The organism is Blautia sp. MCC283 (assembly GCF_018785565.1).
Classification (GTDB): Bacteria; Bacillota; Clostridia; order Lachnospirales; family Lachnospiraceae; genus Blautia_A.
Genome location: NZ_WQQB01000028.1, coordinates 39,180 through 65,299, shown reverse-complemented (window position 1 = coordinate 65,299; position 26,120 = coordinate 39,180). Strand labels below are relative to the sequence as shown.

26 protein-coding genes, 1 pseudogene and 1 riboswitch are annotated in these 26,120 nt (G+C 42.9%); of the genes and pseudogenes, 25 read left to right on the top strand and 2 right to left on the bottom strand.

The features are described from left to right. Window positions 1-40: 40 nt before the first annotated feature. From GPK81_RS09735 to GPK81_RS09715, 5 genes are all read left to right on the top strand, one after another. Window positions 41-400 (top strand): Asp23/Gls24 family envelope stress response protein, encoded by a 360-nt coding sequence (locus GPK81_RS09735; RefSeq protein ID WP_015524900.1) that lies wholly within the window; start codon window positions 41-43, stop codon window positions 398-400. 59 nt (window positions 401-459) lie between these two features. Next, window positions 460-2,079 carry a DAK2 domain-containing protein gene (locus tag GPK81_RS09730; RefSeq protein WP_180214406.1) on the top strand — a complete coding sequence of 540 codons (1,620 nt, stop codon included), beginning with the start codon at window positions 460-462 and terminating at the stop codon, window positions 2,077-2,079. Between the two features lie 12 nt (window positions 2,080-2,091). Continuing rightward, window positions 2,092-4,152 (top strand): ATP-dependent DNA helicase RecG, encoded by a 2,061-nt coding sequence (gene recG, locus GPK81_RS09725; protein WP_215706954.1) that lies wholly within the window; start codon window positions 2,092-2,094, stop codon window positions 4,150-4,152. Window positions 4,153-4,229: 77 nt separating this feature from the next. Continuing rightward, a complete protein-coding gene (locus GPK81_RS09720) occupies window positions 4,230-4,766 on the top strand; it encodes a DUF6465 family protein (RefSeq protein ID WP_178087506.1) in 537 nt (178 codons plus the stop codon). 161 nt (window positions 4,767-4,927) lie between these two features. Then, window positions 4,928-5,551 (top strand): GDSL-type esterase/lipase family protein, encoded by a 624-nt coding sequence (locus tag GPK81_RS09715; RefSeq protein WP_021976560.1) that lies wholly within the window; start codon window positions 4,928-4,930, stop codon window positions 5,549-5,551. Between the two features lie 120 nt (window positions 5,552-5,671). Here the strand turns inward: GPK81_RS09715 and GPK81_RS09710 are convergent, their stop codons facing one another. Further along, entirely contained in the window at window positions 5,672-5,902 is a 231-nt protein-coding gene (locus GPK81_RS09710; protein ID WP_118062917.1) for an alpha/beta-type small acid-soluble spore protein, read from the bottom strand. A 438-nt stretch (window positions 5,903-6,340) separates the two neighbouring features. Here GPK81_RS09710 and GPK81_RS18555 point away from each other — a divergent pair. From GPK81_RS18555 to GPK81_RS09685, 5 genes and pseudogenes are all read left to right on the top strand, one after another. Further along, a pseudogene (locus GPK81_RS18555) lies at window positions 6,341-6,976 on the top strand (DNA/RNA non-specific endonuclease); the annotation flags it as partial. Between the two features lie 183 nt (window positions 6,977-7,159). Beyond that, a complete protein-coding gene (locus GPK81_RS09700; RefSeq protein WP_021976563.1) occupies window positions 7,160-7,555 on the top strand; it encodes a methylglyoxal synthase in 396 nt (131 codons plus the stop codon). After that, window positions 7,552-8,100, top strand: coding sequence for a 16S rRNA (guanine(966)-N(2))-methyltransferase RsmD (gene rsmD / locus GPK81_RS09695; protein WP_021976564.1), 549 nt, complete (start codon window positions 7,552-7,554; stop codon window positions 8,098-8,100). Before GPK81_RS09700 ends, rsmD begins: the two co-directional genes overlap by 4 nt. Window positions 8,101-8,115: 15 nt before the next feature. Continuing rightward, the gene (gene coaD / locus GPK81_RS09690; protein WP_021976565.1) at window positions 8,116-8,610 is read left to right on the top strand and encodes a pantetheine-phosphate adenylyltransferase; all 495 of its coding nucleotides are present in this window, start codon (window positions 8,116-8,118) and stop codon (window positions 8,608-8,610) included. 13 nt (window positions 8,611-8,623) lie between these two features. After that, window positions 8,624-9,262, top strand: coding sequence for a hypothetical protein (locus tag GPK81_RS09685; RefSeq protein WP_021976566.1), 639 nt, complete (start codon window positions 8,624-8,626; stop codon window positions 9,260-9,262). Here the strand turns inward: GPK81_RS09685 and GPK81_RS09680 are convergent. Further along, complete coding sequence (locus GPK81_RS09680; RefSeq protein WP_021976567.1) at window positions 9,239-10,174, bottom strand: hypothetical protein; 936 nt, start codon at window positions 10,172-10,174, stop codon at window positions 9,239-9,241. The two genes, GPK81_RS09685 and GPK81_RS09680, sit on opposite strands and share 24 nt — an antisense overlap. Window positions 10,175-10,255: 81 nt before the next feature. On the opposite strand from GPK81_RS09680, the gene GPK81_RS09675 reads away from it, so the two are divergent. From GPK81_RS09675 to nikC, 15 genes are all read left to right on the top strand, one after another. After that, entirely contained in the window at window positions 10,256-11,701 is a 1,446-nt protein-coding gene (locus tag GPK81_RS09675) for an aminoacyl-histidine dipeptidase (protein WP_021976568.1), read from the top strand. A gap of 290 nt (window positions 11,702-11,991) precedes the next feature. Next, a complete protein-coding gene (locus GPK81_RS09670; RefSeq protein WP_021976569.1) occupies window positions 11,992-12,804 on the top strand; it encodes a GTP pyrophosphokinase in 813 nt (270 codons plus the stop codon). A 48-nt stretch (window positions 12,805-12,852) separates the two neighbouring features. Continuing rightward, window positions 12,853-14,772, top strand: coding sequence for a YgiQ family radical SAM protein (locus GPK81_RS09665; protein WP_252196636.1), 1,920 nt, complete (start codon window positions 12,853-12,855; stop codon window positions 14,770-14,772). Beyond that, on the top strand, window positions 14,735-15,355 hold the full coding sequence (locus tag GPK81_RS18020; protein WP_021976571.1) for a hypothetical protein: 621 nt from the start codon (window positions 14,735-14,737) through the stop codon (window positions 15,353-15,355). The genes GPK81_RS09665 and GPK81_RS18020 overlap by 38 nt, the downstream gene beginning before the upstream one ends. A gap of 13 nt (window positions 15,356-15,368) precedes the next feature. Beyond that, complete coding sequence (locus GPK81_RS09660; protein WP_215706953.1) at window positions 15,369-16,337, top strand: RluA family pseudouridine synthase; 969 nt, start codon at window positions 15,369-15,371, stop codon at window positions 16,335-16,337. Continuing rightward, complete coding sequence (gene lepB, locus GPK81_RS09655; protein WP_021976573.1) at window positions 16,321-16,878, top strand: signal peptidase I; 558 nt, start codon at window positions 16,321-16,323, stop codon at window positions 16,876-16,878. Before GPK81_RS09660 ends, lepB begins: the two co-directional genes overlap by 17 nt. 16 nt (window positions 16,879-16,894) lie before the next feature. Next, window positions 16,895-17,428, top strand: coding sequence for a Holliday junction resolvase RecU (locus GPK81_RS09650; RefSeq protein ID WP_215706952.1), 534 nt, complete (start codon window positions 16,895-16,897; stop codon window positions 17,426-17,428). Window positions 17,429-17,537: 109 nt separating this feature from the next. Further along, window positions 17,538-18,659, top strand: a complete 1,122-nt coding sequence (gene hisZ, locus GPK81_RS09645) for an ATP phosphoribosyltransferase regulatory subunit (RefSeq protein WP_215706951.1) — start codon at window positions 17,538-17,540, stop codon at window positions 18,657-18,659. Further along, on the top strand, window positions 18,659-19,297 hold the full coding sequence (gene hisG / locus GPK81_RS09640) for an ATP phosphoribosyltransferase (protein WP_118062901.1): 639 nt from the start codon (window positions 18,659-18,661) through the stop codon (window positions 19,295-19,297). The genes hisZ and hisG overlap by 1 nt, the downstream gene beginning before the upstream one ends. 79 nt (window positions 19,298-19,376) lie before the next feature. Next, the gene (gene hisD / locus GPK81_RS09635; protein WP_021976577.1) at window positions 19,377-20,687 is read left to right on the top strand and encodes a histidinol dehydrogenase; all 1,311 of its coding nucleotides are present in this window, start codon (window positions 19,377-19,379) and stop codon (window positions 20,685-20,687) included. Next, window positions 20,687-21,274, top strand: coding sequence for an imidazoleglycerol-phosphate dehydratase HisB (gene hisB, locus GPK81_RS09630; RefSeq protein WP_215706950.1), 588 nt, complete (start codon window positions 20,687-20,689; stop codon window positions 21,272-21,274). Before hisD ends, hisB begins: the two co-directional genes overlap by 1 nt. A gap of 19 nt (window positions 21,275-21,293) precedes the next feature. Continuing rightward, window positions 21,294-22,574, top strand: a complete 1,281-nt coding sequence (gene hisIE / locus GPK81_RS09625) for a bifunctional phosphoribosyl-AMP cyclohydrolase/phosphoribosyl-ATP diphosphatase HisIE (protein WP_021976579.1) — start codon at window positions 21,294-21,296, stop codon at window positions 22,572-22,574. Window positions 22,575-22,669: 95 nt separating this feature from the next. Continuing rightward, complete coding sequence (locus GPK81_RS09620; protein WP_118062897.1) at window positions 22,670-23,629, top strand: M14 family metallopeptidase; 960 nt, start codon at window positions 22,670-22,672, stop codon at window positions 23,627-23,629. Between the two features lie 288 nt (window positions 23,630-23,917). Next, a riboswitch (cobalamin riboswitch) is annotated at window positions 23,918-24,107 on the top strand. Window positions 24,108-24,296: 189 nt separating this feature from the next. Next, entirely contained in the window at window positions 24,297-25,235 is a 939-nt protein-coding gene (nikB, locus tag GPK81_RS09615) for a nickel ABC transporter permease (RefSeq protein ID WP_118062895.1), read from the top strand. Next, on the top strand, window positions 25,236-26,066 hold the full coding sequence (gene nikC, locus GPK81_RS09610; RefSeq protein ID WP_118071437.1) for a nickel transporter permease: 831 nt from the start codon (window positions 25,236-25,238) through the stop codon (window positions 26,064-26,066). It abuts the gene before it with no gap. Window positions 26,067-26,120: the final 54 nt, after the last annotated feature.

Here is a 26,120-nt window from a genome sequence, read left to right as displayed (position 1 = left end):
ACATATAATTTAATTTAAATGAAACAGTGGAGGTAACCATATGAATGGACGTATAGATTCCGGATTGGGTCAGATCGTAATTGATACGGATGTCATTGCGACTTATGCCGGCAGTGTGGCAGTAGAGTGTTTTGGTATCATTGGAATGGCAGCTATCAGTATGAAGGATGGACTGGTTAAACTTTTGCGTATTGACAGTCTGAAACATGGTATCAGTGTTAAGATCACTGATGACAATAAGATCCGACTGAATTTCCATGTCATCGTAGCATATGGCGTGAATATCAGTACTATTGCGGACAATCTTGTCAACAATGTAAAATATAAAGTCGAGGCCTTTACAGGAATGGAGATCGAGAAGATCAATATCATGGTTGAGGGCGTACGTGCAATAGATTAGTTTTAGAGGAGGAACTTGTGGTGAATAACAAAACCATAGATGCTAAAATACTTTCCAGAATGTTTCTGGCCGGAGCCAAGAACCTGGAAGCGAAGAAAGAATGGATCAATGAACTGAATGTGTTTCCCGTACCTGACGGGGATACGGGAACGAACATGACGCTTACCATCATGTCTGCTGCTTCCGAAGTGGGTGCTCTTGCAGATCCGGATATGGAAACCCTGGCCAAGGCTATTTCTTCCGGTTCTCTTCGTGGCGCCCGTGGTAACTCCGGTGTTATCCTTTCACAGCTTCTGCGTGGATTTACCCGAGGTGTGCGCAAGCTGACAGATCTGGATGCACCTGCAATTGCCGCAGCTATGGAACGTGGTGTTGAAACAGCATATAAAGCAGTTATGAAGCCGAAGGAAGGAACCATTCTTACAGTTGCCAGGGCAGCAGCAGACAGAGCACTTGAACTTGCAGATTCCGCATCAGATCTGGACACATTTTTTGATGGGATATTCCAGCATGCGGAAGAGACACTTGCCAGAACCCCGGAAATGCTTCCTGTTTTGAAAGAAGCAGGTGTGGTAGATTCTGGCGGACAGGGTCTTCTGGAAGTTTTACGTGGTGCCATTGACGGATATCACGGAAAAGAAGTAGATTATTCCCAGTTTGAGGCATCAGCGGCTCCAAAGATTACAAAGATTTCTCCTCAGGCAGAGGCTGATATCAAATTCGGATACTGTACAGAGTTTATCATCCTTCTTGAGAAACCGCTTCCACAGGAAGAGGTCAGCCGTTTCCGTGAATTTCTGGATTCTATCGGAGACTCCATTGTACTGGTAGCAGACGACGAGATCGTTAAAGTGCATGTGCATACCAATCATCCGGGTCAGGCTTTCGAGCGTGCACTCACATATGGCCAGCTTTCACGCATGAAGATTGATAATATGCGTGAGGAGCATCAGGAAAAGCTGATCAAAGATGCTGAGAAACTTGCCAGAGAACAGGCTGAGAAGGAGAAAGAACCACCAAAAGACCATGGATTTATTTCTGTATCTGTGGGAGAAGGACTTTCTCAGATTTTCCGTGAGCTTGGTGTGGATTATCTGATCGAAGGCGGTCAGACCATGAATCCGAGCACAGAGGACATGCTCAACGCTATCGATAAAGTAAATGCAAAAACAATTTATATTTTCCCGAATAATAAGAATATTATCCTTGCGGCTAATCAGGCAAGAGATCTGACAGAAGATAAAGAGATCATCGTAGTTCCGACTAAGACGATCCCGCAGGGAATTTCCGCAATGATCAGTTTTGTTCCGGAAAAAGACGGCGAAGAGAACCTTGCTTCTATGACAGATGCCATTTCCAGAGTAAAGACAGGACAGGTTACTTATGCAGTCCGCGACACACGGATTGATGACAAGGAAATCCACGAGGGCGATATTATGGGAATCGGTGATGCTGGTATCCTTGCGGTTGGTAAGGAACGGCTTCAGGTTGCAGAAGACATGGTTGCAGAGATGATAGATGAGGAATCTGAGATCATCAGTGTTTATTATGGAGAAGATATATCTGAAGAAGAGGCAGAGGATCTTTCCAATAAACTTTCCGAAAAATATCCAGATTGTGAAGTCGAGCTGAACCAGGGTGGACAGCCAATTTACTATTACCTGATTTCCGTAGAATAAAGAGTACTAAAAATGAATGATAAGACACCTTTACGTGAATTAAAAGGCGTGGGTGATAAAACAGAGAAGCTTTTCCAGAAGATCGGAATTACGACTACGGAGGAGCTTCTCCGTTATTATCCACGGACTTATGATGTATATGAAGAGCCAGTTGAGATCGCATCGGCAGAAGAAGAAAAAACAGTTTCCATTCGTGGAACGATAACAGGCAGCCTGTATAGCAACCAGGTACGGAATCTGCAGATTTTGACTACAACAGTGGCAGACCAGAGCGGCCGTCTTCCAGTAGCTTGGTTTAATGCGCCTTATTTAAAAGGAACGTTGAAGAAGGGCAGTGTATTTATTTTCCGAGGAAAGATCATCCGTAAAAAAGGACGACTGCAGATGGAACATCCGGAGATATTTACTCCCGCAGCTTATGAGGAAGTTGTCCACAGTATGCAGCCAGTATATGCCCTGACCAAAGGCCTTACCAATAAGGCAATTACCAAACTTGTCCAGCAGGTCCTGGATACAAGACCCTTAAAAACAGAATATCTGCCAGAGGAGATCAGGGAGCGCTATCAGCTGGCGGACGATAATTTTGCAATACGTACCATACATTTTCCGGGGAATATGCAGGAATTGCTTACTGCCAGAAAAAGGCTCGTGTTTGACGAGTTTCTTCTTTTTGTACTGGCAGTGCAGCTTCTCAAAGAAAAGACAGAGGAAGCACCGAATACATTTTCCATGAAACCAGTGTGGACAACAGAGGAAATCATCGAAGGTCTTCCCTACGAACTGACGAATGCCCAGAAAAATGTATGGCATGAGATTGAGAGAGATTTAAGCGGTCATAAATTAATGTCCCGTCTTGTTCAGGGAGATGTTGGAAGTGGTAAAACAGTAATTGCGTTTCTGTCCATGGTGCTTTCTGCGGAAAACGGATTTCAAAGTGCACTGATGGTACCAACAGAGGTACTTGCCAATCAGCATTATGAGGGATTCCTGAGATTAATGGAAGAACAGAATATTACTTCCTGCCATCCGGTACTTCTGACGGGGTCCAGTACGGCAAAACAGAAACGGGAAATCTATCAGAAGATTGCAGAAGGTGAGGCAAATGTTATCATCGGGACTCATGCGCTGATCCAGGAGAAGGTAGAATATAAAAATCTTGGACTGGTTATCACAGATGAGCAGCACAGGTTTGGCGTACGTCAGAGAGAGGCACTGACTACCAGAGGAAATCCACCGCATGTACTTGTTATGAGCGCTACTCCTATCCCGAGGACCCTGGCGATCATCTTGTACGGGGATCTGGATATCTCCATTATTGACGAGCTTCCAGCACAGAGACTTCCTATTAAGAACTGCGTGGTGGGTACTTCTTATCGCCCAAAAGCATATTCTTTTATTGAAAAACAGATCCATATGGGAAGACAGGCTTATGTGATCTGTCCTATGGTGGAAGAAAGCGAAGGTCTGGATGCTGAAAATGTGACGGATTATGCTGTAAAACTTCGGGAGGCTCTTCCTGATGATATCTGTGTCGAGATTCTTCATGGAAAGATGAAACCAAAAGAAAAAAACAGGATTATGGAAGCGTTTGCTTCTGGGGAGATACAGGTACTGGTGTCTACAACAGTTGTAGAAGTAGGGGTGAATGTTCCGAATGCCACAGTAATGATGGTGGAAAATGCAGAACGTTTCGGACTTGCTCAGCTTCATCAGCTTCGTGGACGTGTAGGCCGTGGAGAGTTTCAGTCTTACTGTATTTTTATTCAGGGAAATAATGAAGAAGATACTTCCAAGCGCCTGAAGATCCTTAATGAATCTAATGATGGATTTTATATTGCAGGGGAAGACCTGAAGCTCCGGGGCCCTGGAGATCTTTTTGGTATCCGCCAGAGTGGATTGATGGAATTTAAGATCGGTGATATCTATAATGATGCCGGGATTTTGAAGAATGCCAGTGAGGCGGCAGGAGAGATCCTTGCACTGGATTTTGATCTCAGATTACCGCAACATAAGGCTTTGAAGGAACGACTGATGGGATATATGAGTGAAGATCTGGAAAATCTGGGCATCTGACCTTGCGCTCTTCCCCAAAAAGTGATATCCTAAAGTTCGAGAAAAGATTAACAAATCTCTTGTAAGGAGGCTATAAAATGGCTAGAACAAAGAAAGCTGCAACTAAGACAACTGCAAAAACGGCTTCAGTAAGCGAGACTCCTGCAAAATCTGTAGTAACCGCATCCGAAGAGAAAGCCGTTCAGGCTGAGACACCGAAGACAGACGATGCAAAAGCTTCTGTAGAGACAAAAAAAGCAGCTGAAACACCGGCGGAGAAGAAAGCAGACACGAAACCTGCTGAAGAAAAAACAGCAGCTGTAAAGACTGAGGAACCAGTTAAGAAACCTGCTGCAAAGAAAACAACCACAAGAAAAACAACTACAGCTAAAAAGACGACTACAAGAAAAACTGCAACAGCCAAAAAGGCAGAGACAGTTACAGAAGTATATGTCCAGTACTGGGGCAAAGAGATACATACTTCTGAAGTTGCTGACCGGATCAAAAAAATCTGGACAGATGATATGGGTAAAAAAGCAACAGATCTGAAAGATCTGAAAATCTATATCAAACCGGAAGATAATGGTGCGCATTATGTGATCAATGGAGATGTTACAGGATTTATCGGCCTGTAATCTGGACGAGTAAATAAATATCACGATTATATATTCTGGCCTGCTATAGGATTAGCCTATGGCAGGCTATTTCTTTTGCATATTTGACGAAGAAAAAAGAGTATGATACGATATCTTCAACACATAAACATAGTAATCAGATATGAAAAGAGGAAATATATATGAAACAGATTTTATGCTTTGGAGATTCCAATACCTGGGGATACGACGGAGAAAGCAGAGAACGGCTGCCCTGGGGTGTGCGCTGGACAAGTCTTCTTCAGGAAAAATTAAACAAAGAAAAATACAGAGTGATTGAAGAAGGGTTATGTGGACGGACGACTGTTTTTGAAGATCCACTTCGTGATGGACGGAAGGGGACAGCACTTCTGCCAACTTTGCTGGAAACACATGCACAGGTAGATGTGATCACTCTTATGCTGGGAACCAATGACTGCAAAACAGTTTTCGGAGCATCTGCAGATGTGATCGGAAAGGGGATTCTTCGACTTCTGGATCAGATTCAGGAATATGCTCCAAAAGCGAAGGTTCTTCTGATGTCACCGATTTATCTTGGGGAAAAAGTATGGCAGGAAGGCTACGATCAGGAGTTTTCCAGAGAGTCGGTGGCCGTATCCAGAAATCTCCAGTCTGTATACGAAAAAATAGCAAAAGAACGTCAGATTGAATTTCTTCCGGCAGCGGCTTATGTACATTGCTGTGAGGCTGATCAGGAACACCTCAATGCATCTGGTCATAAAGAATTTGCGGAAGTAGTATATCAAAAGATCAGAAAGTTTTTGTAGGAAATGAATAGGATTTTCAAATACAGTAAATGCTGTCTGACAACACGGATTTTGTCAGACAGCATTTTTTACTGCATAAACTTTTCAGCTTTACATGGCAATGGATTTACTTAAATCGGATTAGTACTGCTGGCTGCCCTGAGAACCGCTGGACATCTGGCGTTCCTGAGCTTCGATCATCTTTTTTACCATATATCCACCAACAGAACCGTTCTGTTTGGAAGTAAGGTTACCATTGTATCCATCTGTAAGCGGAACACCCAGCTCGTTTGCTACCTCATATTTGAAACGGTCAAGTGCGCCTTTTGCTTCTGGTACAACTGCTTTGTTAGAAGAAGTGTTACTTGGCATAATTCATTTCCTCCTTGGTTGTTGTTTGGTTTGATGTTACATTGCTAGTATATGAAATAGCGGAAATAATACACTGGCAGTTAAAGGAAATTTACAGAATAATATAAAAAATTAAAATCGAATGTATGGTTGTTTTTATAAAAAACAGAAGTTATAATATTTTCTATGGTGCATATAATATCTGGCAGATAAGTAAAGGGGGATTTTGTGAAAAAGAAGCGCTATCCCACATACAGACGAAAATCAAAAAGAAAAAAACAGCCAGCAAAAAAGATCATAACAGGATTGATACTTTGTATTACCATTGCACTGTGTAATGGCTGGAAACCGCCGGACAGCCTGGATAAAGCCAGGGAACAGAGCGAGATTTTTTGTAATATATTTTTTACATATATAGAAGAAAATACAAAAAATTTTTCAGAAAATATATCCGAAGCGATTTCCCACACAGCTTATAAAATACTGGAGCAGACAGGAAATCAGGCCGGAGGACAGAATGCAGATATTTCGCTGGAAAATATACCGGAATACAGTGGAAGTCCTTGTGTAGAGCTTGATGGAAATATTCCGGAATTTTCAGCAGAAAAGAAAAATGGCCCTGCATATGAATTTTACAGCGAACTGGATGCTCTTGGACGATGTGGATATGCGGAATCCAAGATCACACCCCAGCTGATGCCGACAGAGGAACGAGGTGCTATCGGAATGATCAAACCAACGGGCTGGCATACAGTAAAATATGATAATGTAGATGGCAGATATCTTTATAATCGCTGTCATCTGATCGGTTATCAGCTTACCGGGGAGAATGCAAATGAAAAAAATCTGATCACGGGAACCCGGTATCTTAATGTAACCGGAATGCTGCCTTTTGAGAATGAAGTGGCAGATTATGTACACAGTACCGGGAATCCCTGTATGTATCGCGTTACTCCGATTTTTGCAGGAAAAGAACTTGTGGCCCGCGGTGTGGAAATGGAAGCGGAATCTGTAAAGGATCAGAACGTAGCCTTTCACGTTTTTGTATATAACGTACAGCCGGGAATAGAAATTGATTATCAAACCGGAAACAGCTGGCAGCAACCATAAATTCACAGGAATCCCGAAAGAGAAAATATTAATTTTTCATGAATTTGTATGAATTAAATTGCACTTTTTTGGGCGATATGCTAAAATCAATTACAGAGTTATATGGTTTTACCGCTATACAGTGGAGAAAAAGGGATGTAACCCGAGGTCAGAATGGAGAGGTGAATTATGAATTTAGGAATTATTGCACATAACAGTAAGAAAGTTCTGATTGAAGACTTCTGTATTGCATATAAGAATATCCTTGCCAAACACGAAGTATATGCAACCGGAACAACGGGAAGAAGAATTGAGGAAGCGACCAGCCTTCATGTCCATAAGTTTCTTGCCGGAAGCATTGGCGGAGACAAGCAGTTTATGGAGATGGTAGAAAGACAGGATCTGGATATGGTGATCCTGTTTTATAATCCTGTCATGATGGATCCGGCAGAACCGGATATCATGAGTATTGTTAAACGATGCGACCAGTATAATATTCCGGTTGCTACAAATATTGCCACTGCGGAGCTTTTGATTCTCGGACTGGCCCGTGGTGATCTGGATTGGAGATTAAATCTGAAATGAGAGTAATAGCAGGAAAAGCACGTAGATTAAATTTAAAAACAATTCCCGGAAATGAGACAAGACCAACAACAGACCGTATTAAGGAAACTCTTTTTAACATTCTCCAGCCTGAAATACCAGGTTGCAGGTTCCTGGATCTTTTTTCCGGAAGCGGAGCTATTGGTATCGAGGCATTGAGCCGAGGCGCTGATTATGCAGTATTTGTTGAAAAAAATCCCAAGGCATGTGCATGTATCCGTGAAAATCTTTCATTTACAAAACTCTCTGAAGGTGGTAAACTGCTGAACATGGATGTACTGCAGGCGTTGCGTTCACTGGAAGGTGGAGAACCTTTTGACTGTATCTTTATGGATGCACCTTATGAACAGCATCTGGAGCAGCCGGTTCTCGAATATCTGGCTGACAGTACTCTTGCAAACGAGAACACGCTTATTATCATAGAAGAAGATCTTTACACGGATTTTTCTTATGTGGAGGAACTGGGCTATCATCTGATACGTTCCAAGGAATATAAAACAAATAAGCATGTTTTCCTAAAAAAATGAAAGCGAGACAGACATATGATAACAGCCGTATACCCAGGAAGTTTTGACCCGGCAACTTATGGTCATCTTGATATTATTAAACGAGCAAGCATTTCTTTTGACCGGGTTATAGTGGGCGTTTTGCACAATTCTGCAAAAAGTCCGTTGTTTTCTGTGGAAGAACGTGTTAAGATACTAGCAAAGGCAACAAAAGATATCCCGAATGTGGAGGTGAAAGCATTTGAGGGCCTGTCTGTGAACTTTGCCAGGGAGAATCATGCCCAGGTGATCGTTCGCGGTCTTCGTGCTGTCACGGATTTTGAATACGAGCTGCAGATGGCGCAGACCAACCGTGTTCTTGCACCGGATGTGGATACCGTTTTTCTCACAACCAGTCTGGAATATGCATACTTAAGCTCCACGATCATGAAAGAGGTTGCGAATTTCGGAGGAGATCTGAGTAAGTTTGCTCCAAGTGAGATTACGGAAGCAGTCGAAGAAAAATTGAAAAAAAGAGAAACAGAGAAATAAGGAGAGTGTATTTATGAGCAGCAGAATTGAACAGATCATTCAGGAGATTGAAGAGTATGTGGACAGCTGTAAATTTCAGCCTCTTTCCACTACCAAGATCGTAGTGAATAAAGAAGAGATTGAGGAACTTTTACGTGAACTGCGTCTGAAAACTCCAGATGAGATCAAACGTTATCAGAAGATCATCAGCAATAAGGATGCAATCCTTGAGGATGCACAGTCCAAGGCTGACAGCCTGATCGCAGATGCGCAGACGAAAGCACAGGAGCTGGTTACACAGCATGAGATCATGCAGAAGGCGTATGCACAGGCAAATGAAACGATCAATGCTGCCAACAAGCAGGCTCAGGAGATCCTTGATTCTGCAACACAGGATGCCAACAGTATCCGTCTCAGTGCGATCACATATACAGATGATATGATGGCGAATATTGGTTCTGTTCTGAACCAGACACTTGAGGATGCCGGCGGTAAATATAAAGCATTTATCGATGCACTGCAGAGTTGTCTTGAAGTTGTAAACCATAACCGACAGGAACTTGCGCCACAGACTGCACAGGCAGCTGCAATTTCCAATACTTTCCAGGACGAAGACAGTGCTTCCAGTGATAGTGATGAGGATGAACTGTTAGACGATATCGGAGAGAACTAAGAACAGGAAAACCAGGGATGTATTCAGACATTTGGATGTAACATAAGGAAACAGTGATAATCGGTTTTCCAGTACACTTTTTGTCTGGAACATAACGCAGAGCCCACCGAATGCGGTAAGAGTTATGGAGGATATACAGCGAAATCTCCATGAATACCGGGAGTGAGCGATCTGCTGTAATCCTGTGGTCAGCTCGATGGGACTTGTAAACAGGATACTGGTCTGTTCGGAGAATGGCCAGTAATGTCTGATACATGTAAATACCAATGAAAATATCAGAATATAGCCCCCGAGCCGTGTGATGGTTTCAAATCCGTTCATGATCGAGACATCCAGGATGACTCCTGTGGAGTCCTGCTGGTATGTCTCTTTTTTTATGGATTTAACTTTGGCAGGAGTCAGTGTGTTTCCATGATATATCAGAAATCGAAAAAAAAGCATGCAGAAAAGATCAGCAGTTAACAGGATCAGGACTATCTGCATCGGATGGATTCTGTTCTGCAAAATGCTGCCGGTCAGATAGGAAACAACGAAAGCAGGACTGGCGTTGCAGGAAAAAGAAAGAAGATATTCGCCTTCTTTTTTGGAAATCTGATCATTTATGTAAAGATCATGGGCAATCTTTGCTCCCATAGGGTAACCGCACAGAAAACCCAGAATCAGAACATAGGCTCCGGCTGGAGAAAGACCGAAACATTTTTTCCACAGAAGGGAAAATGGATTCAGGAGTTTTGTGAGATTTCCGGATTTTAAAAGAATTCCGGTGAAGATCAGGAAGGGAAGCAGGGTTGGAAGCATAACATTCAGCCACAGCGTCAATCCGTCCCTGGCACCCAGGAGCCCTTCGTCCGGGTGAAGAAGCAGAAAAAACAGCAGACAGATACTGAAAAGTGTTAATATTTTCGATTTCATAAGATCCCGGCCTTGCTTTTTTTACAGTATATGATTATTATAAAAATAAATGAATTTATGGAGCAGAAGGAGGCAGAATTTATGCCAGCATTAGAGAATTGTGAACCTAAGAGAGTCTTTCATTATTTTGAGGAGATCTGTAAGATTCCTCACGGTTCCGGAAATACGAAACAGATCAGTGATTTTCTTGTGAATTTTGCGAAAGATCACGGGTTTAAATACGTACAGGATGAAATGAATAACGTGATCATCTATAAACCAGGTACATCAGGATATGAAAATTCTCCGACAGTTATCATTCAGGGCCATATGGATATGGTATGTGAGAAACGTCCGAATGTAGAACATGATTTTACAAAAGACGGATTAAATATTTCTGTAAAAGACGGTTATGTAACTGCTAATGGAACAACTCTTGGCGGAGATGATGGTATTGCTGTTGCCTATGGCCTTGCTCTTCTTGAGAGTACAGATATTCCGCATCCACCACTTGAAGTGTTATTTACGGTTGATGAAGAGATTGGCCTTCTTGGTGCAGTAGGACTGGATTGCAGCGTACTGAAAGGCAGAAGATTTATCAATCTGGATTCTGAGGCAGAGGGAAGTCTCTGGATCAGTTGCGCAGGTGGCCTTTCAGGGATCAGTCATATTCCGGTTCAGCGCGTCGAGGGCGAGGGAACTAAGATACAGGTTAAGGTCTGCGGACTTATGGGCGGACATTCCGGTGCTGAGATTGATAAAAACAGAGCTAACGCCAACAAGCTGATGGGACGTTTCCTTTATGGCCTTAAGAAAAAGGCAGATTATGCAGTGATTTCTCTTGCAGGTGGCCAGAAGGATAATGCCATTACGAGAGAATGCATCACAGAGTTTCTGACTGATGCACCAGAAGAAGTAAAAGCATACGCAAAAGAACTCCAGGAGCAGATCAGGGAGGAATATACCGGCTCTGATGAGAATATTACCATTGAAGTGAAAGAGAATGGAGTAGGGACAGCTCAGGTCCTTCATCCTACAAGCCAGGAGAAGATTGTATTCTATCTTCAGAATGTACCATTTGGAATCCAGAAAATGAGTGGGACTATTAAAGGTCTGGTGGAATCATCCAGTAATATCGGAATTCTTCGGTTGGATGAGGACGAGCTCTTTGCAAGTTCAAGTGTAAGAAGTTCCGTAGATGCGGCATGCAGCGCAATATCTGATAAAATCGAATATCTTACAGAGTTTCTTGGGGGAGATTATGAAGTACAGGGTGCATATCCTGCATGGGAATACCGGAAAGATTCTCCATTAAGAGATAAGATGGTGGAGATTTTTGAAGAAATGTATGGTCATAAACCGGAAGTTGTGGCAATCCATGCAGGTCTTGAATGCGGGCTTTTCTACAAAAAAATGGAAGGCCTTGACTGTGTATCTCTTGGACCGGATATGAAGGATATTCATACATCGGAAGAAGTATTAAGTATCGCTTCCACAGAAAGAGTATGGAATTACCTTGTAAAGGTTCTTGAAAATCTGAAAGACTGATCATAACCGGATCAACGGTATCTTTTGCCCTGAAGCAGAAACATGTTTCTCTTCAGGGCTTTTTCTGATTTCTGAAAAAATGAGCAAAAAATTCATAAAATATTCATTCCTGCATATATATAGCTTTGTGGATGCATCACACAAAAAAGAAAATTTTTCTATAATTTTTTAATAAAAAATTGATAAAGAATCCCTATTTTTTCAAAACATATGTTATAATAAAAAATGTATGCCGCCATCACCACAACAAAAAATAAGAGACTGACGGCAGATAATAAGGAGCGAGCAACATGGAAATACAGTTATGGCGAAGTATTCTGTGCCCTTACGAGCTGGCTGTCAAGGAACTGACAGTCAAATTTGAACATATGATAGAAGAATACCGTGAGAATGATCGATATTCACCCATTGAACAAGTCAGTGGAAGAGTAAAAAGTGTATCCAGTATTCTGGAGAAAATGCAGCGCAAACATATTCCTATTGAACAGATGGAAACCGAGGTGGAAGACCTTGCAGGTGTCCGGATCATCTGTCAGTTTGAAGAAGATATTGATACAGTCGCTGCAATCATCCGAAGAAGAACAGATATGGAAGTAAAAAGTGAGAAGAACTATCTGACTCATATTAAACAGAGCGGTTATCGGAGTTATCACATGATCCTTTACTATATAGTAGAGACGATCAACGGCCCCAAGAGACTTCAGGTGGAAGTTCAGATCCGTACGATGGCAATGAATTTCTGGGCTACCATTGAGCATTCTCTTCAATATAAATATAAAGGCGACATGCCGCCGCATGTCGCAGAACGTCTCAGCAAAGCATCAGATGCCATCATTTCCCTGGATCATGAAATGTCTTCTGTCCGGAATGAGATCATGGATGCACAGAATTCTTCACAGATGCAATCCAATCTTGTGAAAGATATTTTGAATAATATTGAGAATCTTTACCGTGTTTCCAGCGAACGGGAAGTCAGCAAGATCCAGGATGAATTTTTAAGAGTATTCAAAACCAAAGATTTACGTCAGCTGGAGCGATTCCACAGACAGTTGGATATTATTGCCGAGGGATACCGTGCCCAGGCTGTACATCATAGCATGTAATAGATAGACCAGAAGCAGTAAGCACATAATACATATGAGGAATTATAAATGCAGGATTTTTTACCGGTTACAAGGGAAGATATGAAGTCAAAAGGCTGGGATACGGTTGATTTTGTCTATGTGACAGGCGATGCCTATGTAGATCATCCGTCTTTTGGATCAGCTATCATCGGACGTCTTCTGGAAAGCAGAGGCTACCGTGTAGGGATGATCCCACAGCCGGACTGGCGAAAGAAAGAGAGTATCCAGGTGTTCGGGGAACCGCGCCTGGGTTTTCTCGTTACAGCAGGAAACATGGATTCCATGGTGAATCATTATACTGTTTCCAAGAAACACAGAAGTACAGATGCCTATTCTCCCGGGGGAAAAATGGGATTAAGACCAGATCGGGCAAGTGTGGTATACAGCAATCTGATTCGTCAGAGCTATAAACATACGCCTATCATTCTGGGCGGAATTGAAGCCAGCCTTCGCAGAATGGCACATTATGATTATTGGGAAAACAAAGTCAAGCACAGTATTCTTATTGATTCCGGAGCAGATCTTATTTCTTATGGAATGGGAGAACACTCGATTCTGGAAATTGCCGAGGCACTGCAAAGCGGAATTCCGGTACAGGAGATTACTTATGTGGCAGGCACTGTTTTTAAAAGCCATGATATTAACAGAGTCTACGAACCCGTGATCCTTCCGGCTTTTGAACAGGTTCAGTCAGACAAAAAAGCTTATGCGGACAGTTTTGCCATCCAATATCGCAACACGGATCCATTCACTGCAAGGCCGCTGGTGGAATCTTATGGAAACCGCGGCTATGTGATCCAGAATCCTCCGGCGAAGCCTCTGACACAGATGGAAATGGATGATGTTTATGACCTGCCTTACACAGGCCAGTATCATCCCATGTATAAAAAAGACGGAGGGATTCCGGCACTGAAAGAGATCAAGTTCAGTCTGACCAGCAACAGAGGCTGTTTTGGCAGCTGTAATTTCTGTGCGCTGACTTTCCATCAGGGCCGCATTCTTCAGACAAGAAGCCATGAATCCATTCTGAGAGAAGCAGAAAAAATGACAGAGGACCCAGATTTTAAAGGCTATATTCATGATGTGGGAGGTCCTACTGCGGATTTTCGACATCCCTCCTGTAAGAAACAGCTGACAAAAGGAGTCTGCAGGGAACGCCAGTGCCTGTTTCCTTCTCCGTGTAAAAATCTGACGGTGGATCATAAAGATTATCTGCAGCTTTTACGAAAAGTTCGGAATTTACCAAAAGTCAAAAAAGTATTTATCCGTTCCGGTATTCGTTTTGATTACATGGTGGCAGATCCGGATAAAACTTTTCTGAATGAGCTTGTAAAATATCATGTCAGCGGCCAGCTGCGTGTGGCACCGGAACATGTTTCTGATGAAGTGCTGAAATATATGGGAAAACCGAAACATGCAGTTTACGAAAGTTTTCTGAAAGAATATGAAACGGCCAATGCCCGCACAGGCAAGCAGCAGTATGCAGTTCCTTATTTTATGTCATCTCATCCGGGATGTACCATGAAGGAAGCTGTAAAACTTGCGGAATATGTTCGTGATCTTGGATTTACACCGGAACAGGTGCAGGATTTTTACCCGACACCTTCAACTCTTTCTACCTGTATGTATTATACGGGAATACATCCTCTGACCGGAGAGAAAGTTTATGTTCCGAAAAATCCTCATGAAAAGGCAATTCAGCGTGCTCTGATGCAGTACAAAAATCCGGAGAACCGGGAACTGATCCTTGAGGGACTTAAAATGACCGGACGTATGGATCTGGTAGGTTTTGGACCAAAGTGCCTGATCCATCCAAGAGAACTTCGGAGAAAAAATTCTAAAGGAAAAAATCCTGAAAGCAGAAGTACAGATCGAAGAAATCTAAAAACACAGACAAGGAGTTCGGCACATGAAAAATACCAGAAAAAGAAAAACAAAAAAAGGTGATTTTGGCTATTTCAGTAGCGAAAAGAAGCGAAGACTTCTGATCACAGCTGGATTATTTTCGCTTCCGCTTCTCGTTTTTTTCGTAGCATGGGCGGTCAATGGTACAAGGATGACTGTCTGGACAGTTCTGACGGTTGTAGGATGTCTTCCTGGCTGTAAATCCATGGTAAGCCTGATCATGATCCTGATGCGGCATCCTATGGACAGGAAACTGTATGAAGAAATCCGGAAACATGCCGGTGATCTTGTGATGGCATATGAAATGTATATGACTTTTTATGAAAAGAGCGGTTATCTTGATGCTGTGGCTGTATGTGGAAATACGGTTGTGGGATATACCAGTGATCCAAAGGTGGATATATCGTATCTTGCAGAACAGTCTCAGAAGATTGTCCGCAAAAACGGTTATAAAGTAGATGTAAAGATCCTGAAAGATCTGAAGCCCTATCTGGAACGTCTGGATTCTATGAATGAACATAAAGAATCTTTACGGAATGGAATCAAGTTTACACCAGATGAACGGTATCCGGATCTTTCCAGGGAAGAGCTGATCAAACATACAATCCTGGCAATCTGTCTGTAGGAGCACTGTTATAATGAAAGAATTTATCATTAATGAAAATGAGGCCGGACAACGCTTTGACAAATATCTGGCCAAGCTTCTTAAAGAAGCGCCAAAAAGTTTTTTTTACAAAATGATGCGTAAAAAAAATATTACACTTAACGGAAAAAAAGCAAACGGAAATGAGAAACTGCTTTCTGGTGATCATGTGAAGTTATTTTTAAGTGATGAAACTTTCGAGAAATTCAGCGGTACCGATAAAGCTCCCAGGGCATATCATAAACTGGACATTATTTATGAAGATGAGAATATCCTTCTGATCAACAAACCGTCAGGGATGCTTTCCCAGCCCGGAGATGATGGCACTCCGTCACTGGTGGAATATCTGACCGGGTATCTTCTGGAAACTGGAAGCCTTACAGAGGAGGATTTAAGAACTTTTCGGCCATCTGTGTGTAACCGTCTGGATCGCAACACTACCGGGCTGATCGCAGCCGGAAAAAGTCTTGCCGGTCTTCAGGAACTCTCGGAAATGTTTAAATCCAGAAATCTCCATAAGTATTATCTGTGTCTTGTGGAGGGTGTACTGGAACAGGAAAAATATATCAAAGGATATCTTTCCAAAGATAAAAAAAATAATAAAGTAACAATATACAAACAGGAGAAAGAGAATACCCTTCCTGTGGAGACCCGATATTTTCCGCTTGGTAACAATGGAAAACGGACTCTTCTTAAGGTAGAACTGATCACAGGACGTGCACATCAGATCCGTGCACATCTTGCATCAGAAGGGCATTCGATCGTGGGTGATCCAAAGTACGGAAAAAATGAAAGCAATCTGAAAGGACAGCTTCTGCATTCTTTCTGCATGGAGTTTCCGGTTCTTACAGGAACACTTTCTTATCTTTCCGGAAAGATCTTCACAGCGCCGATACCGGAAATCTTTCTCAGAACATTAAAAGAGGAGCAGTTGGAGGAAATTTATTATGAAAATCTGGAATGAAGTGTGGGATTATGTAAAAATGATCATCATTGTGGTAGTGGTGGTCCTTGTTATCAACAATGTGGTACTGATCAATGCAAAGATTCCGTCGGAATCCATGGAAAATACCATCATGACCGGTGACCGGATCTTTGGTTTTCGCCTGGCGTATGGTTTTAATATGAATGTATTTGGAAATGAAATATCCAAGAAATGGAAAGATCCGGAGCGTTTTGATATTGTGATCTTTAAGTATCCGGATGACGAATCCCAGCTGTTTATCAAACGTATTATCGGACTTCCGGGAGACAAAGTTGAGATTATAGATGGTAAAGTTTATATCAATGATTCGGAAACGCCACTGGAAGATTCCTATGTACCGGAGACACCGCTTGGAAGTTTCGGCCCTTATGAAGTACCGGAGAATTGTTACTTTATGATGGGCGATAACCGAAACAATTCAAAGGATTCCAGATACTGGACCAATACTTTTGTGCGTTTCGATCAGATTGTTGGAAAAGCGGAGATCCGTTATTTCCCGTCCATCAAGCTTTTAAATTAAAGAAGGGTTTTATTTTATGGCAACGTGGAACAGCAGAGGGCTTCGAGGCTCCACTTTGGAGGAACTTGTCAATCGTACCAATGAGCAGTACCGCGAAAAAGGACTGGCTCTGATCCAGAAAATTCCAACTCCCATCACGCCGGTAAAAATGGACAAGAATACAAGACATATCACACTGGCATATTTTGAACAGAAAAGTACTGTAGATTATATCGGAGCAGTGCAGGGAATTCCTGTCTGCTTCGATGCCAAAGAATGCTGTGTAAAGACCTTTCCCCTTGCAAACATTCATCCTCATCAGGTAGCTTTTATGGAGGAGTTTGAGAAGCAGAAGGGGATTTCTTTTTTTCTGATCTATTTCAGCGCAGATAATGTTTTTTATTATCTTACTTTACGCAAACTGAAAGAATTCTGGAAACGGATGGAAGCGGGCGGACGAAAAAGTTTCCGCCGGGAAGAATTGGACGAGGAATTTTATCTTCCGGCAAAAAGCGGATTTCTGGTTCCTTATCTGGAGGGGATCCAGAAAGATCTGCAATTACGGGATTGACTTTTGGAAAAGTTTCCTATATAATCAAATTTAAGTTTTTCTGTGGTAGCATGGTAGCGAACTAAAGCGAAACGCAGAAAATTCAAAAAGTGTTACGGAGGAAATGAACATGCAGCGTATTTTTCATACACCTGAAGGTGTGCGGGACATTTATGGAGAGGAATGCAGCCGCAAAAAACGGCTCCAGAGGGAGCTCCACCAGGTGTTTTCAAGATATGGATATGAAGATATAGAAACACCGGGATTTGAATACTTTGAAGTGTTCAGTAATGAAGTGGGAACAATCCCATCCAAAGATCTTTATAAATTTTTTGACAGAGAGGGAAATACCCTTGTTCTAAGGCCTGACTTCACACCATCGGTTTCCAGAGCGTGTGCTACATATTTTGATCCGGAAAAGGGACCGGTAAGACTTTGTTATACAGGAAATACATTTATCAACAATTCCAGTTACAGAGGACAGATGAAAGAAAATACCCAGATGGGTGTGGAGCATATGGGAGATGATTCCGCAGCAGCAGATGCGGAGGTCCTTGCCATGACAGTAGAGTGCCTGAAAGCAGCAGGACTTACAGAATTCCAGGTTAGTGTGGGTCAGGTAGATTATTATAAATCCCTGCTTGCAGAAGCAGATCTGGAACCGGAGATGGAAGAACATCTTCGTGAACTGATCTCCCAGAAGAATTATTTTGGTGTGGAAGAACTTCTGAAGGGACAGAATTTAAGCGAGAGCCTTTCCGAAGCTTTTGCGGAACTGCCGCAGATGTTCGGTTCCGTGGAAGTTCTGGAAAAAGCAAAAAAACTTACCTCCAATCCGGAGGCACTTTTCGCAGTAAAACGTCTGGAAGAGATCTACGAGATCCTGAAAGTATATGGCTGTGAGAAATACATTGCTTTTGATTTTGGAATGCTCAGTAAATTCCGTTATTATACAGGAATCATTTTCCAGGCTTATACATATGGAACCGGCGAACCACTGATCAAAGGTGGACGTTATAACGAGCTGATGAAACATTTCGGAAAACCGGCTTCTTCCATCGGATTTGCCATTGTGGTTGATAACCTGATGCTTGCTCTTTCCAGACAGAAGCTGACCGTTCCATCCGGTGATAAGACCGTTGTGATCACCTATGCTCCGGGAGAGCTGAAAAAAGCGATCCAGGAAGCAATTACACTTCGAGGAGAAGGTAAAAAAGTGGCATTATGCCCGAAAAAGGAGGAGCAGGAATAATGAGATATCTTACATTTGCCCTCACAAAAGGGCGTCTGGCCAACAAAACACTGGATATGTTTGAAAAGATCGGTATTACATGTGAGGAGATGCGTGACAAGGATTCCCGTAAACTGATCTTTACCAATGAGGAACTGAAACTCAGGTTTTTCCTTGCGAAAGGCCCGGATGTGCCGACTTATGTAGAGTACGGTGCCGCAGATATTGGTATCGTAGGTAAGGATACCATTCTGGAAGAGGGAAGAAAACTTTACGAAGTTATGGATCTGGGATTCGGAGCATGCCGCATGTGCGTATGTGGCCCGGAAAGCGCCAGAGAAGTTTTAAATAACAACCAGCTGATCCGTGTTGCTACCAAATACCCGAACATAGCAAAGGATTACTTCTATAATAAAAAACACCAGACTGTGGAGATCATCAAACTGAATGGTTCCATTGAGCTTGCACCGATCGTAGGTCTTTCCGAAGTCATCGTGGATATCGTGGAAACAGGAAGTACCCTTCGCGAGAATGGTCTGAAGGTGTTGGAGGAAGTCTGCCCGCTGTCTGCCCGTATGGTAGTCAACCAGGTCAGCATGAAAATGGAAGATGAAAGGATCCGTAAACTGATCACAGAACTTCGAAACGTTGTCAAATAAGCTGTGAAGCTGTTTATTTGCTTATGAGCATGTAGTGGAACGGATTGTGAATAAATACAGAAAGAAGGCAGAAGTTATTATGCGTAAGGTAAAACTCACCAAGGAATCTACAAAAGATATTCTGGAAACTCTCTTAAAAAGAAGTCCTAATAATTATGGCAAATATGAGGATGCAGTAGCAGATATCCTCGCAAAAGTAAAGGCAGAGGGAGATGAAGCGCTGTTTGCTTTTACCAGAGAATTTGATAAAGTTGAAGTGACAAAGGAGACGATCCGTGTTACACCGGAGGAGATCGAGGAAGCTTATAAGCTGGTAGATCCGTCTCTGATTGATGTGATCAAAAAAGCGCTGGTAAATATCCGCAGCTATCATGAAAAGCAGCTTCAGAACAGCTGGTTCACAAGTACGACAGACGGTACTATGCTTGGCCAGAAAGTAACTGCACTGAACCGTGTAGGTGTTTATGTTCCAGGCGGAAAAGCTGTATATCCATCTTCTGTACTGATGAATATCGTTCCTGCCAAAGTAGCAGGTGTGGACCGTATTGTAATGACAACCCCTCCGGGAAAAGACGGAAAGGTGAATCCAAGCACACTGGTTGCTGCCAATGAGGCCGGTGCAGATGAAATTTATAAAGTGGGCGGTGCCCAGGCTATCGGAGCTCTTGCATACGGAACTGAGAGTATCCCGAAAGTGGACAAGATCGTAGGACCTGGAAATATTTTTGTTGCCCTTGCAAAAAAAGCAGTTTATGGTTATGTCAGCATTGACTCCATTGCCGGACCAAGCGAGATCCTTGTTCTTGCAGATGAGACTGCAAATCCACGTTATATCGCGGCAGATCTTCTTTCTCAGGCAGAGCATGATGAGATGGCGTCCGCGATCCTGATCACAACAAATGAAGAATTTGCAGATAAGGTTGACGCAGAGGTAAAAGGTTTTGTTGAAAAACTTTCCAGAAAAGCCATTATCGAGAAATCTCTGGAGAATTTTGGATATATCCTGATCGCAGAAGATATGGACGAGGCCATTGAGGCAGCCAATGAAATTGCCTCCGAGCATATGGAGATCGTCACAAAGAATCCGTTTGAAGATATGATGAAAGTACGAAATGCAGGTGCGATCTTTATCGGAGAGCACAGCTCTGAGCCTCTTGGAGATTATTTTGCAGGACCGAACCATGTACTTCCTACCAATGGAACCGCGAAATTTTTCTCCGCACTTTCTGTAGATGATTTTATTAAGAAATCCAGCATTGTGTATTATTCCAGAGAAGCACTCCGGAAGATCCACAAGGACATTATCCAGTTTGCCACATCGGAACAGCTGACTGCACACGCAAACTCCATTGCGGTCCGTTTTGAGGAAGAGGATAAGGAGAACGAATAATGGCAAGAGAAGCACTGATCGAAAGAAACACAAAAGAAACACAGATCCGTCTGCAGCTGAATATTGACGGAACAGGAAGTTCCGATATTGATACAGGTATTGGCTTTTTTGATCATATGCTGGACGGCTTTACGCGTCATGGACTGTATGATCTTACTTTGAGAGTACACGGTGACCTGAATGTGGATGATCATCATACTATTGAAGATACAGGTATTGTCCTTGGAAATGCGATCCGTGAGGCAGTTGGCGACAAAAAAGGAATCAAGCGTTATGGCAGCTGTATCCTTCCCATGGATGAAGTTCTGGTGCTTTGTGCGGTGGATCTTTCCGGAAGACCGTATCTTGGATGGGATGCGGAGTTTTCTACGGAGAAAATGGGAGATATGGCAACAGAGATGGTGAAGGAATTCTTTTATGCAGTGTCTTATTCCGCAGCAATGAATCTTCACATCAAAGTTCTTTCCGGAGGAAACAGCCATCATGTGGCAGAGGCTATGTTTAAGAGCTTTGCCAAAGCCCTTGATGCGGCAACACAGTACGATTCCCGGATCACAGACGTGCTTTCTACCAAGGGAAGCCTCTGATACATAAAGGAGACTACTTATGAACAAACAGTTGATCCCATGCCTTTATCTTCAGGCAGAAAAGGCAGTAACAGGATTTGGACAGAGAAATCTTTTCGGAGATGGAAATGTAGAGACACTTGCAAAATTTTACGGCGACAATGGAGCAGATGAGCTTCTGGTGTTTGACTTTTCTTCCGCAGATGCTGAGCATGACCGTGCGATCGGAAAGATCCGGGATATCTGCCAGGCATCCGAGATCCCGGTGATCGCAGCAGGAAACATCAAACGTATGGAAGACGTAAAAAAACTGATCTATGCAGGCTGTGCCAAGGTTGTATTAAATTTTTCAAAGAAAAGTAATATTGAGCTTCTTGAGGAAGTATCCAGACGTTTTGGAAAAGAACGTATGATGATCAGTATTTCTGATCTGAAGGAATTTACAGAAAATCAGGAGCTGATCGAAACTTATGCAGACAGTGTTCTGGCTCTGGATACAGTGGAAAATGAAATCGCACAGATTTCGCAGATTTCCATTGTTCTCCACACGGACGAAAGCAGTCAGGAAAAAGTTCTGGAGCTTTTAGGGGAAACCGCCGTGTCCGGACTTTGCGGTGCTTATGTGAGCAGCCTTGAAAATGATCTGCATACATTAAAAGAGACCTGCGAAAAAGCCGGAATTCCGGTGAATACCTATAAAAGCAATATTGCATGGTCCGATTTTAAATTAAACAGTGATGGAATGGTTCCAGTTATTGTCCAGGATTACCGGACAGATGAAGTGCTGATGCTGGCCTATATGAATGAACTGGCTTTTGATACTACACTGAAACTGGGAAAAATGACATACTGGAGCCGCAGCCGGAATGAACTCTGGACAAAAGGCCTGACATCCGGACATGTACAGTATGTAAAATCCCTTACCATTGACTGTGACAATGATACGATCCTTGCCAAGGTGGATCAGGTGGGGGCTGCCTGCCATACAGGAAACCGTACCTGTTTCTTCAAACCACTGATGAAGAAAGAGTACGATGATACCAATCCACTCCACGTATTCCAGAATGTGTACGATGTGATCACAGACCGGAAAGCGAATCCGAAGGAAGGTTCCTATACCAATTATCTTTTTGATAAGGGAATTGACAAGATCCTGAAAAAAGTCGGTGAAGAATGTACAGAGATCGTCATTGCCGCCAAAAATCCGGATAAAGAAGAGATCAAGTATGAGATCTCAGATTTTCTCTATCACATGATGGTACTGATGGTGGAAAAAGGTGTCAGCTGGGAAGAGATCACCAGAGAACTGGCAAAAAGATAGAATTAAAAAAAAGACATATACAATTTTGGTTAGGCATGGTATACTTATCGGAACAAAGTGCGGAAATATAAGAAAAAGGGAAAGGGAAACAGCCAATGATCAAAATTGATGACTGGGTGATCGAAAAAGGAGAAAAAGCACAAGGTAAGATTGAGATCACAGGATGCGGCATGGCGATGCCGGCGACTGTGATCTGCGGGGTGGAAGACGGACCGACGATCCTGATCACAGCAGGAGTACACAGCGCCGAGTATGTAGGAATACAGGCGGCGATGGAACTTGCGAAAGAATTTCAGCCGGAGGAACTGAAGGGAAATGTGATCATCATTCCGCTGGTCAATGTCAGTGGATTTGAACATCGTACCATGAGTATGGTCTATGAAGATGGTAAGAATCTGAACCGTGTTTTCCCGGGAGATCCTGAGGGGACAGCTGCAGACCGCATTGCCTATACCATGGTGACGAAACTTTTTTCCATAACGGATTATTATATTGATCTGCACAGCGGAGACGGATATGAGCAGCTTCATCCATATGTTTATTATGTAGGGGTTGTAGATGAAGAGACGGCAGAGAAGTCCTTACATATGGCAAGACATATCGGTGTCAAATATGTGGTCCGCTCTACAACTGCTACAGGTGGTGCCTATAATTATGCTTCTTCTCTTGGAATTCCAAGCATTCTCATCGAGAGGGGCGGACACAGTTACTGGACCTGGGAGGAAGTGGAACAGGACAAAAGAGACGTCCGTCATCTTGTGTTTCATCTTCAGGGGAAGAAATGTCACGGACTGAAACATTACCGTCAGATGCTTCTGGAAAATGTGGTATATGAATATGCACCATATACCGGATGCTGGTATCCATCCAAAAAGCCTGGAGAGTACTTCTTTAAAGGAGAAGACCTGGGTGAACTGAGAGATTACTACGGAAACCTGCTTTATACATCCATTGCAACAGAAAATGGAGTTGTACTTTATCAGACAGCCAGCCTGAATATTATTGAGGACGGACCGATGATCGCCTATGCAGCGATCACAGAGACGCTGACCTGATATTCGCAGAGCTTTTCCACCAAAAATTGTTTTATTCAATTCCTATAGAAACGATAAGAAAACCGGATTTTACCGTTTGTTGTTCTATTTGTAAAAACAAACGCGTAAAATCCGTATTTTTTTGACAAATCGGATAAACTCAGTTGTTAAATACCTAACGGGGTATATGTACAATTCAAACAGCTTTGACAAAATTGATAAATATTCTAAAAATACAACATTTTTCTATGGACAACAGCAATAGATTTATCATATAATAAATCCGTAATTTAACAGCATTTGCTGATTTTTACATCAGTCGTTGCAAGTTCCGAGAGGATTAATAGGGAAACCGGTGTAAATCCGGTACGATCCCGTCACTGTAATGGGGAATCCTCAGATAAAATACCACTGGCCGGGTGCGTGAGAAATAGGGCCGGGAAGGTGTCTGAGGGTGAGGAGCCTGAGTCAGGAGACCTGCTTGTAATTGTTTTAAGATGATTCTTACGGAAGATAGGAAGCAAGTTTTTTTGTGTGTGCCCGTATTTCGTCACGGGCTTTTTTCGTGCGTATTTCTAAAATTCCATGCATTTTCTGCATATAAAGAATCCCATTATAGTTATTATTATCTTATATAAGTTGAAACGGCTATGCTAAAAATCACATCAAATGAGGAAAGGAGTAAAACGTGACAAAGAAACAAGTAGGAAAAAGATTTCTCCAGATTATCATTGTATTATTTGGAATCAGCTTTTTCACATTTGGACTGACCTACCTGTCACCTGGTGATCCTGCGGAGATCATGTTGACAGAGTGTGGTAATCTTCCAACACCGGAACTTCTGGAACAGACAAGACATGATCTCGGCCTTGACCAGCCATTTCTTGTGCAGTATGGTTCCTGGCTGAAAGGTGTTGTAACAGGAGATATGGGACAGTCCTATTCTTTCAAAATGCCGGTAACGGATAAACTGGTATCCTGTTTCTGGCCGACGCTGAGGATGTCGTTGCTGGCACTTCTGATGATGGTCATTATTTCCATACCGCTTGGAATACTGGCCGCTGTATATCAGAACAAATTCCCGGATTATTTTGTAAGAGGAATTACCTTTGTGGGAGTATCTGTTCCAAGCTTCTGGCTGGGCCTGATCCTTCTCAGCATCTTTGGTGTTCAGCTTCGCTGGATCAATGTTGCCGGAGGCAGTACAGATTTTAAATCCATGATCCTTCCGGCGCTGACACTTGCACTTGCCATGTCTGCAAAGTATACCAGACAGGTAAGAAGTGCAGTACTGGAGGAACTTCACCAGGATTATGTCACAGGTGCAAGAATGCGTGGGATCAAGGAAAGCGTCATTCTCTGGAAACACGTTCTTCCTAATGTAATGCTTCCGCTGGTAACACTGCTGGGGCTTTCCCTTGGAAGTCTTCTGGGAGGTACTGCAGTTGTAGAGATCATTTACAACTGGCCTGGAATGGGAAATATGGCAGTAAAGGCAATTTCCTGTCGTGACTATCCTCTTGTACAGGGCTATGTACTCTGGATCGCGATCCTGTACATGTGCATCAACCTGCTTGTGGATCTGTCCTATACTTATCTCGATCCAAGACTTAAGGAGGATAGATAATTGAAAAAGGTATTACGAACATTCAAAGAAAATAAACAGTTCACTCTTTTCTTTATTCTGGGTCTCGTGGTGATCGGTGTTGCGATCTTTGCACCGCAGCTTTCTCCATATGATCCGTTGGATGCAGTTATGACCGAATCACTGCAGGAGCCAAGCTCCGCTCATCCGTTCGGAACGGATAAGCTTGGACGAGATCTTCTTTCCCGTGTTATCTTCGGAACAAGAACCTCTCTGATCATGACCTTATGTCTGGTTGCGGTGATCTTTGTGATCGGTACATTTTTAGGAGTTATCGCCGGATATTTCGGTGGTGTTGTGGATGCAGTGATCATGCGTATCGCGGATATGATGATCTCATTCCCCGGCCTTGTTCTGGCCATTGCCATTGCCGGTATGCTCGGACCGAATCTGGTCAATGCCGTTATCTCCATTGCGGCTGTAAGCTGGACAAAATATGCCCGCCTTGCAAGAAGTATGGTTTTGAAAGTCAAGAAGAGTCTTTACATAGAGGCAGCTGTGGTAAACGGAACAAAGACCTGGAAAATTCTTCTTGTACACGTTCTTCCCAACATGGTAACCCAGATGGTGGTAACTGCAGCGGCAGATATCGGAACCATGATGCTGGAACTGGCTTCCCTTTCATTCCTGGGATTTGGTGCAACCGCGCCGACACCGGAATGGGGACTGATGCTGAATGAAGGAAGGACCTACATGGCAAAAGCGCCATGGCTTATGATCTACCCTGGTATCGCTATCGTGATCTGTGTTGTTGTTTTCAACATGCTTGGAGACAGCATCCGTGATGTACTGGATCCGCGCCAGGATCAATAAAACAACTCTGTAACAAACCAACACCATATGATCAGTATTATTTATCTTTAGGAG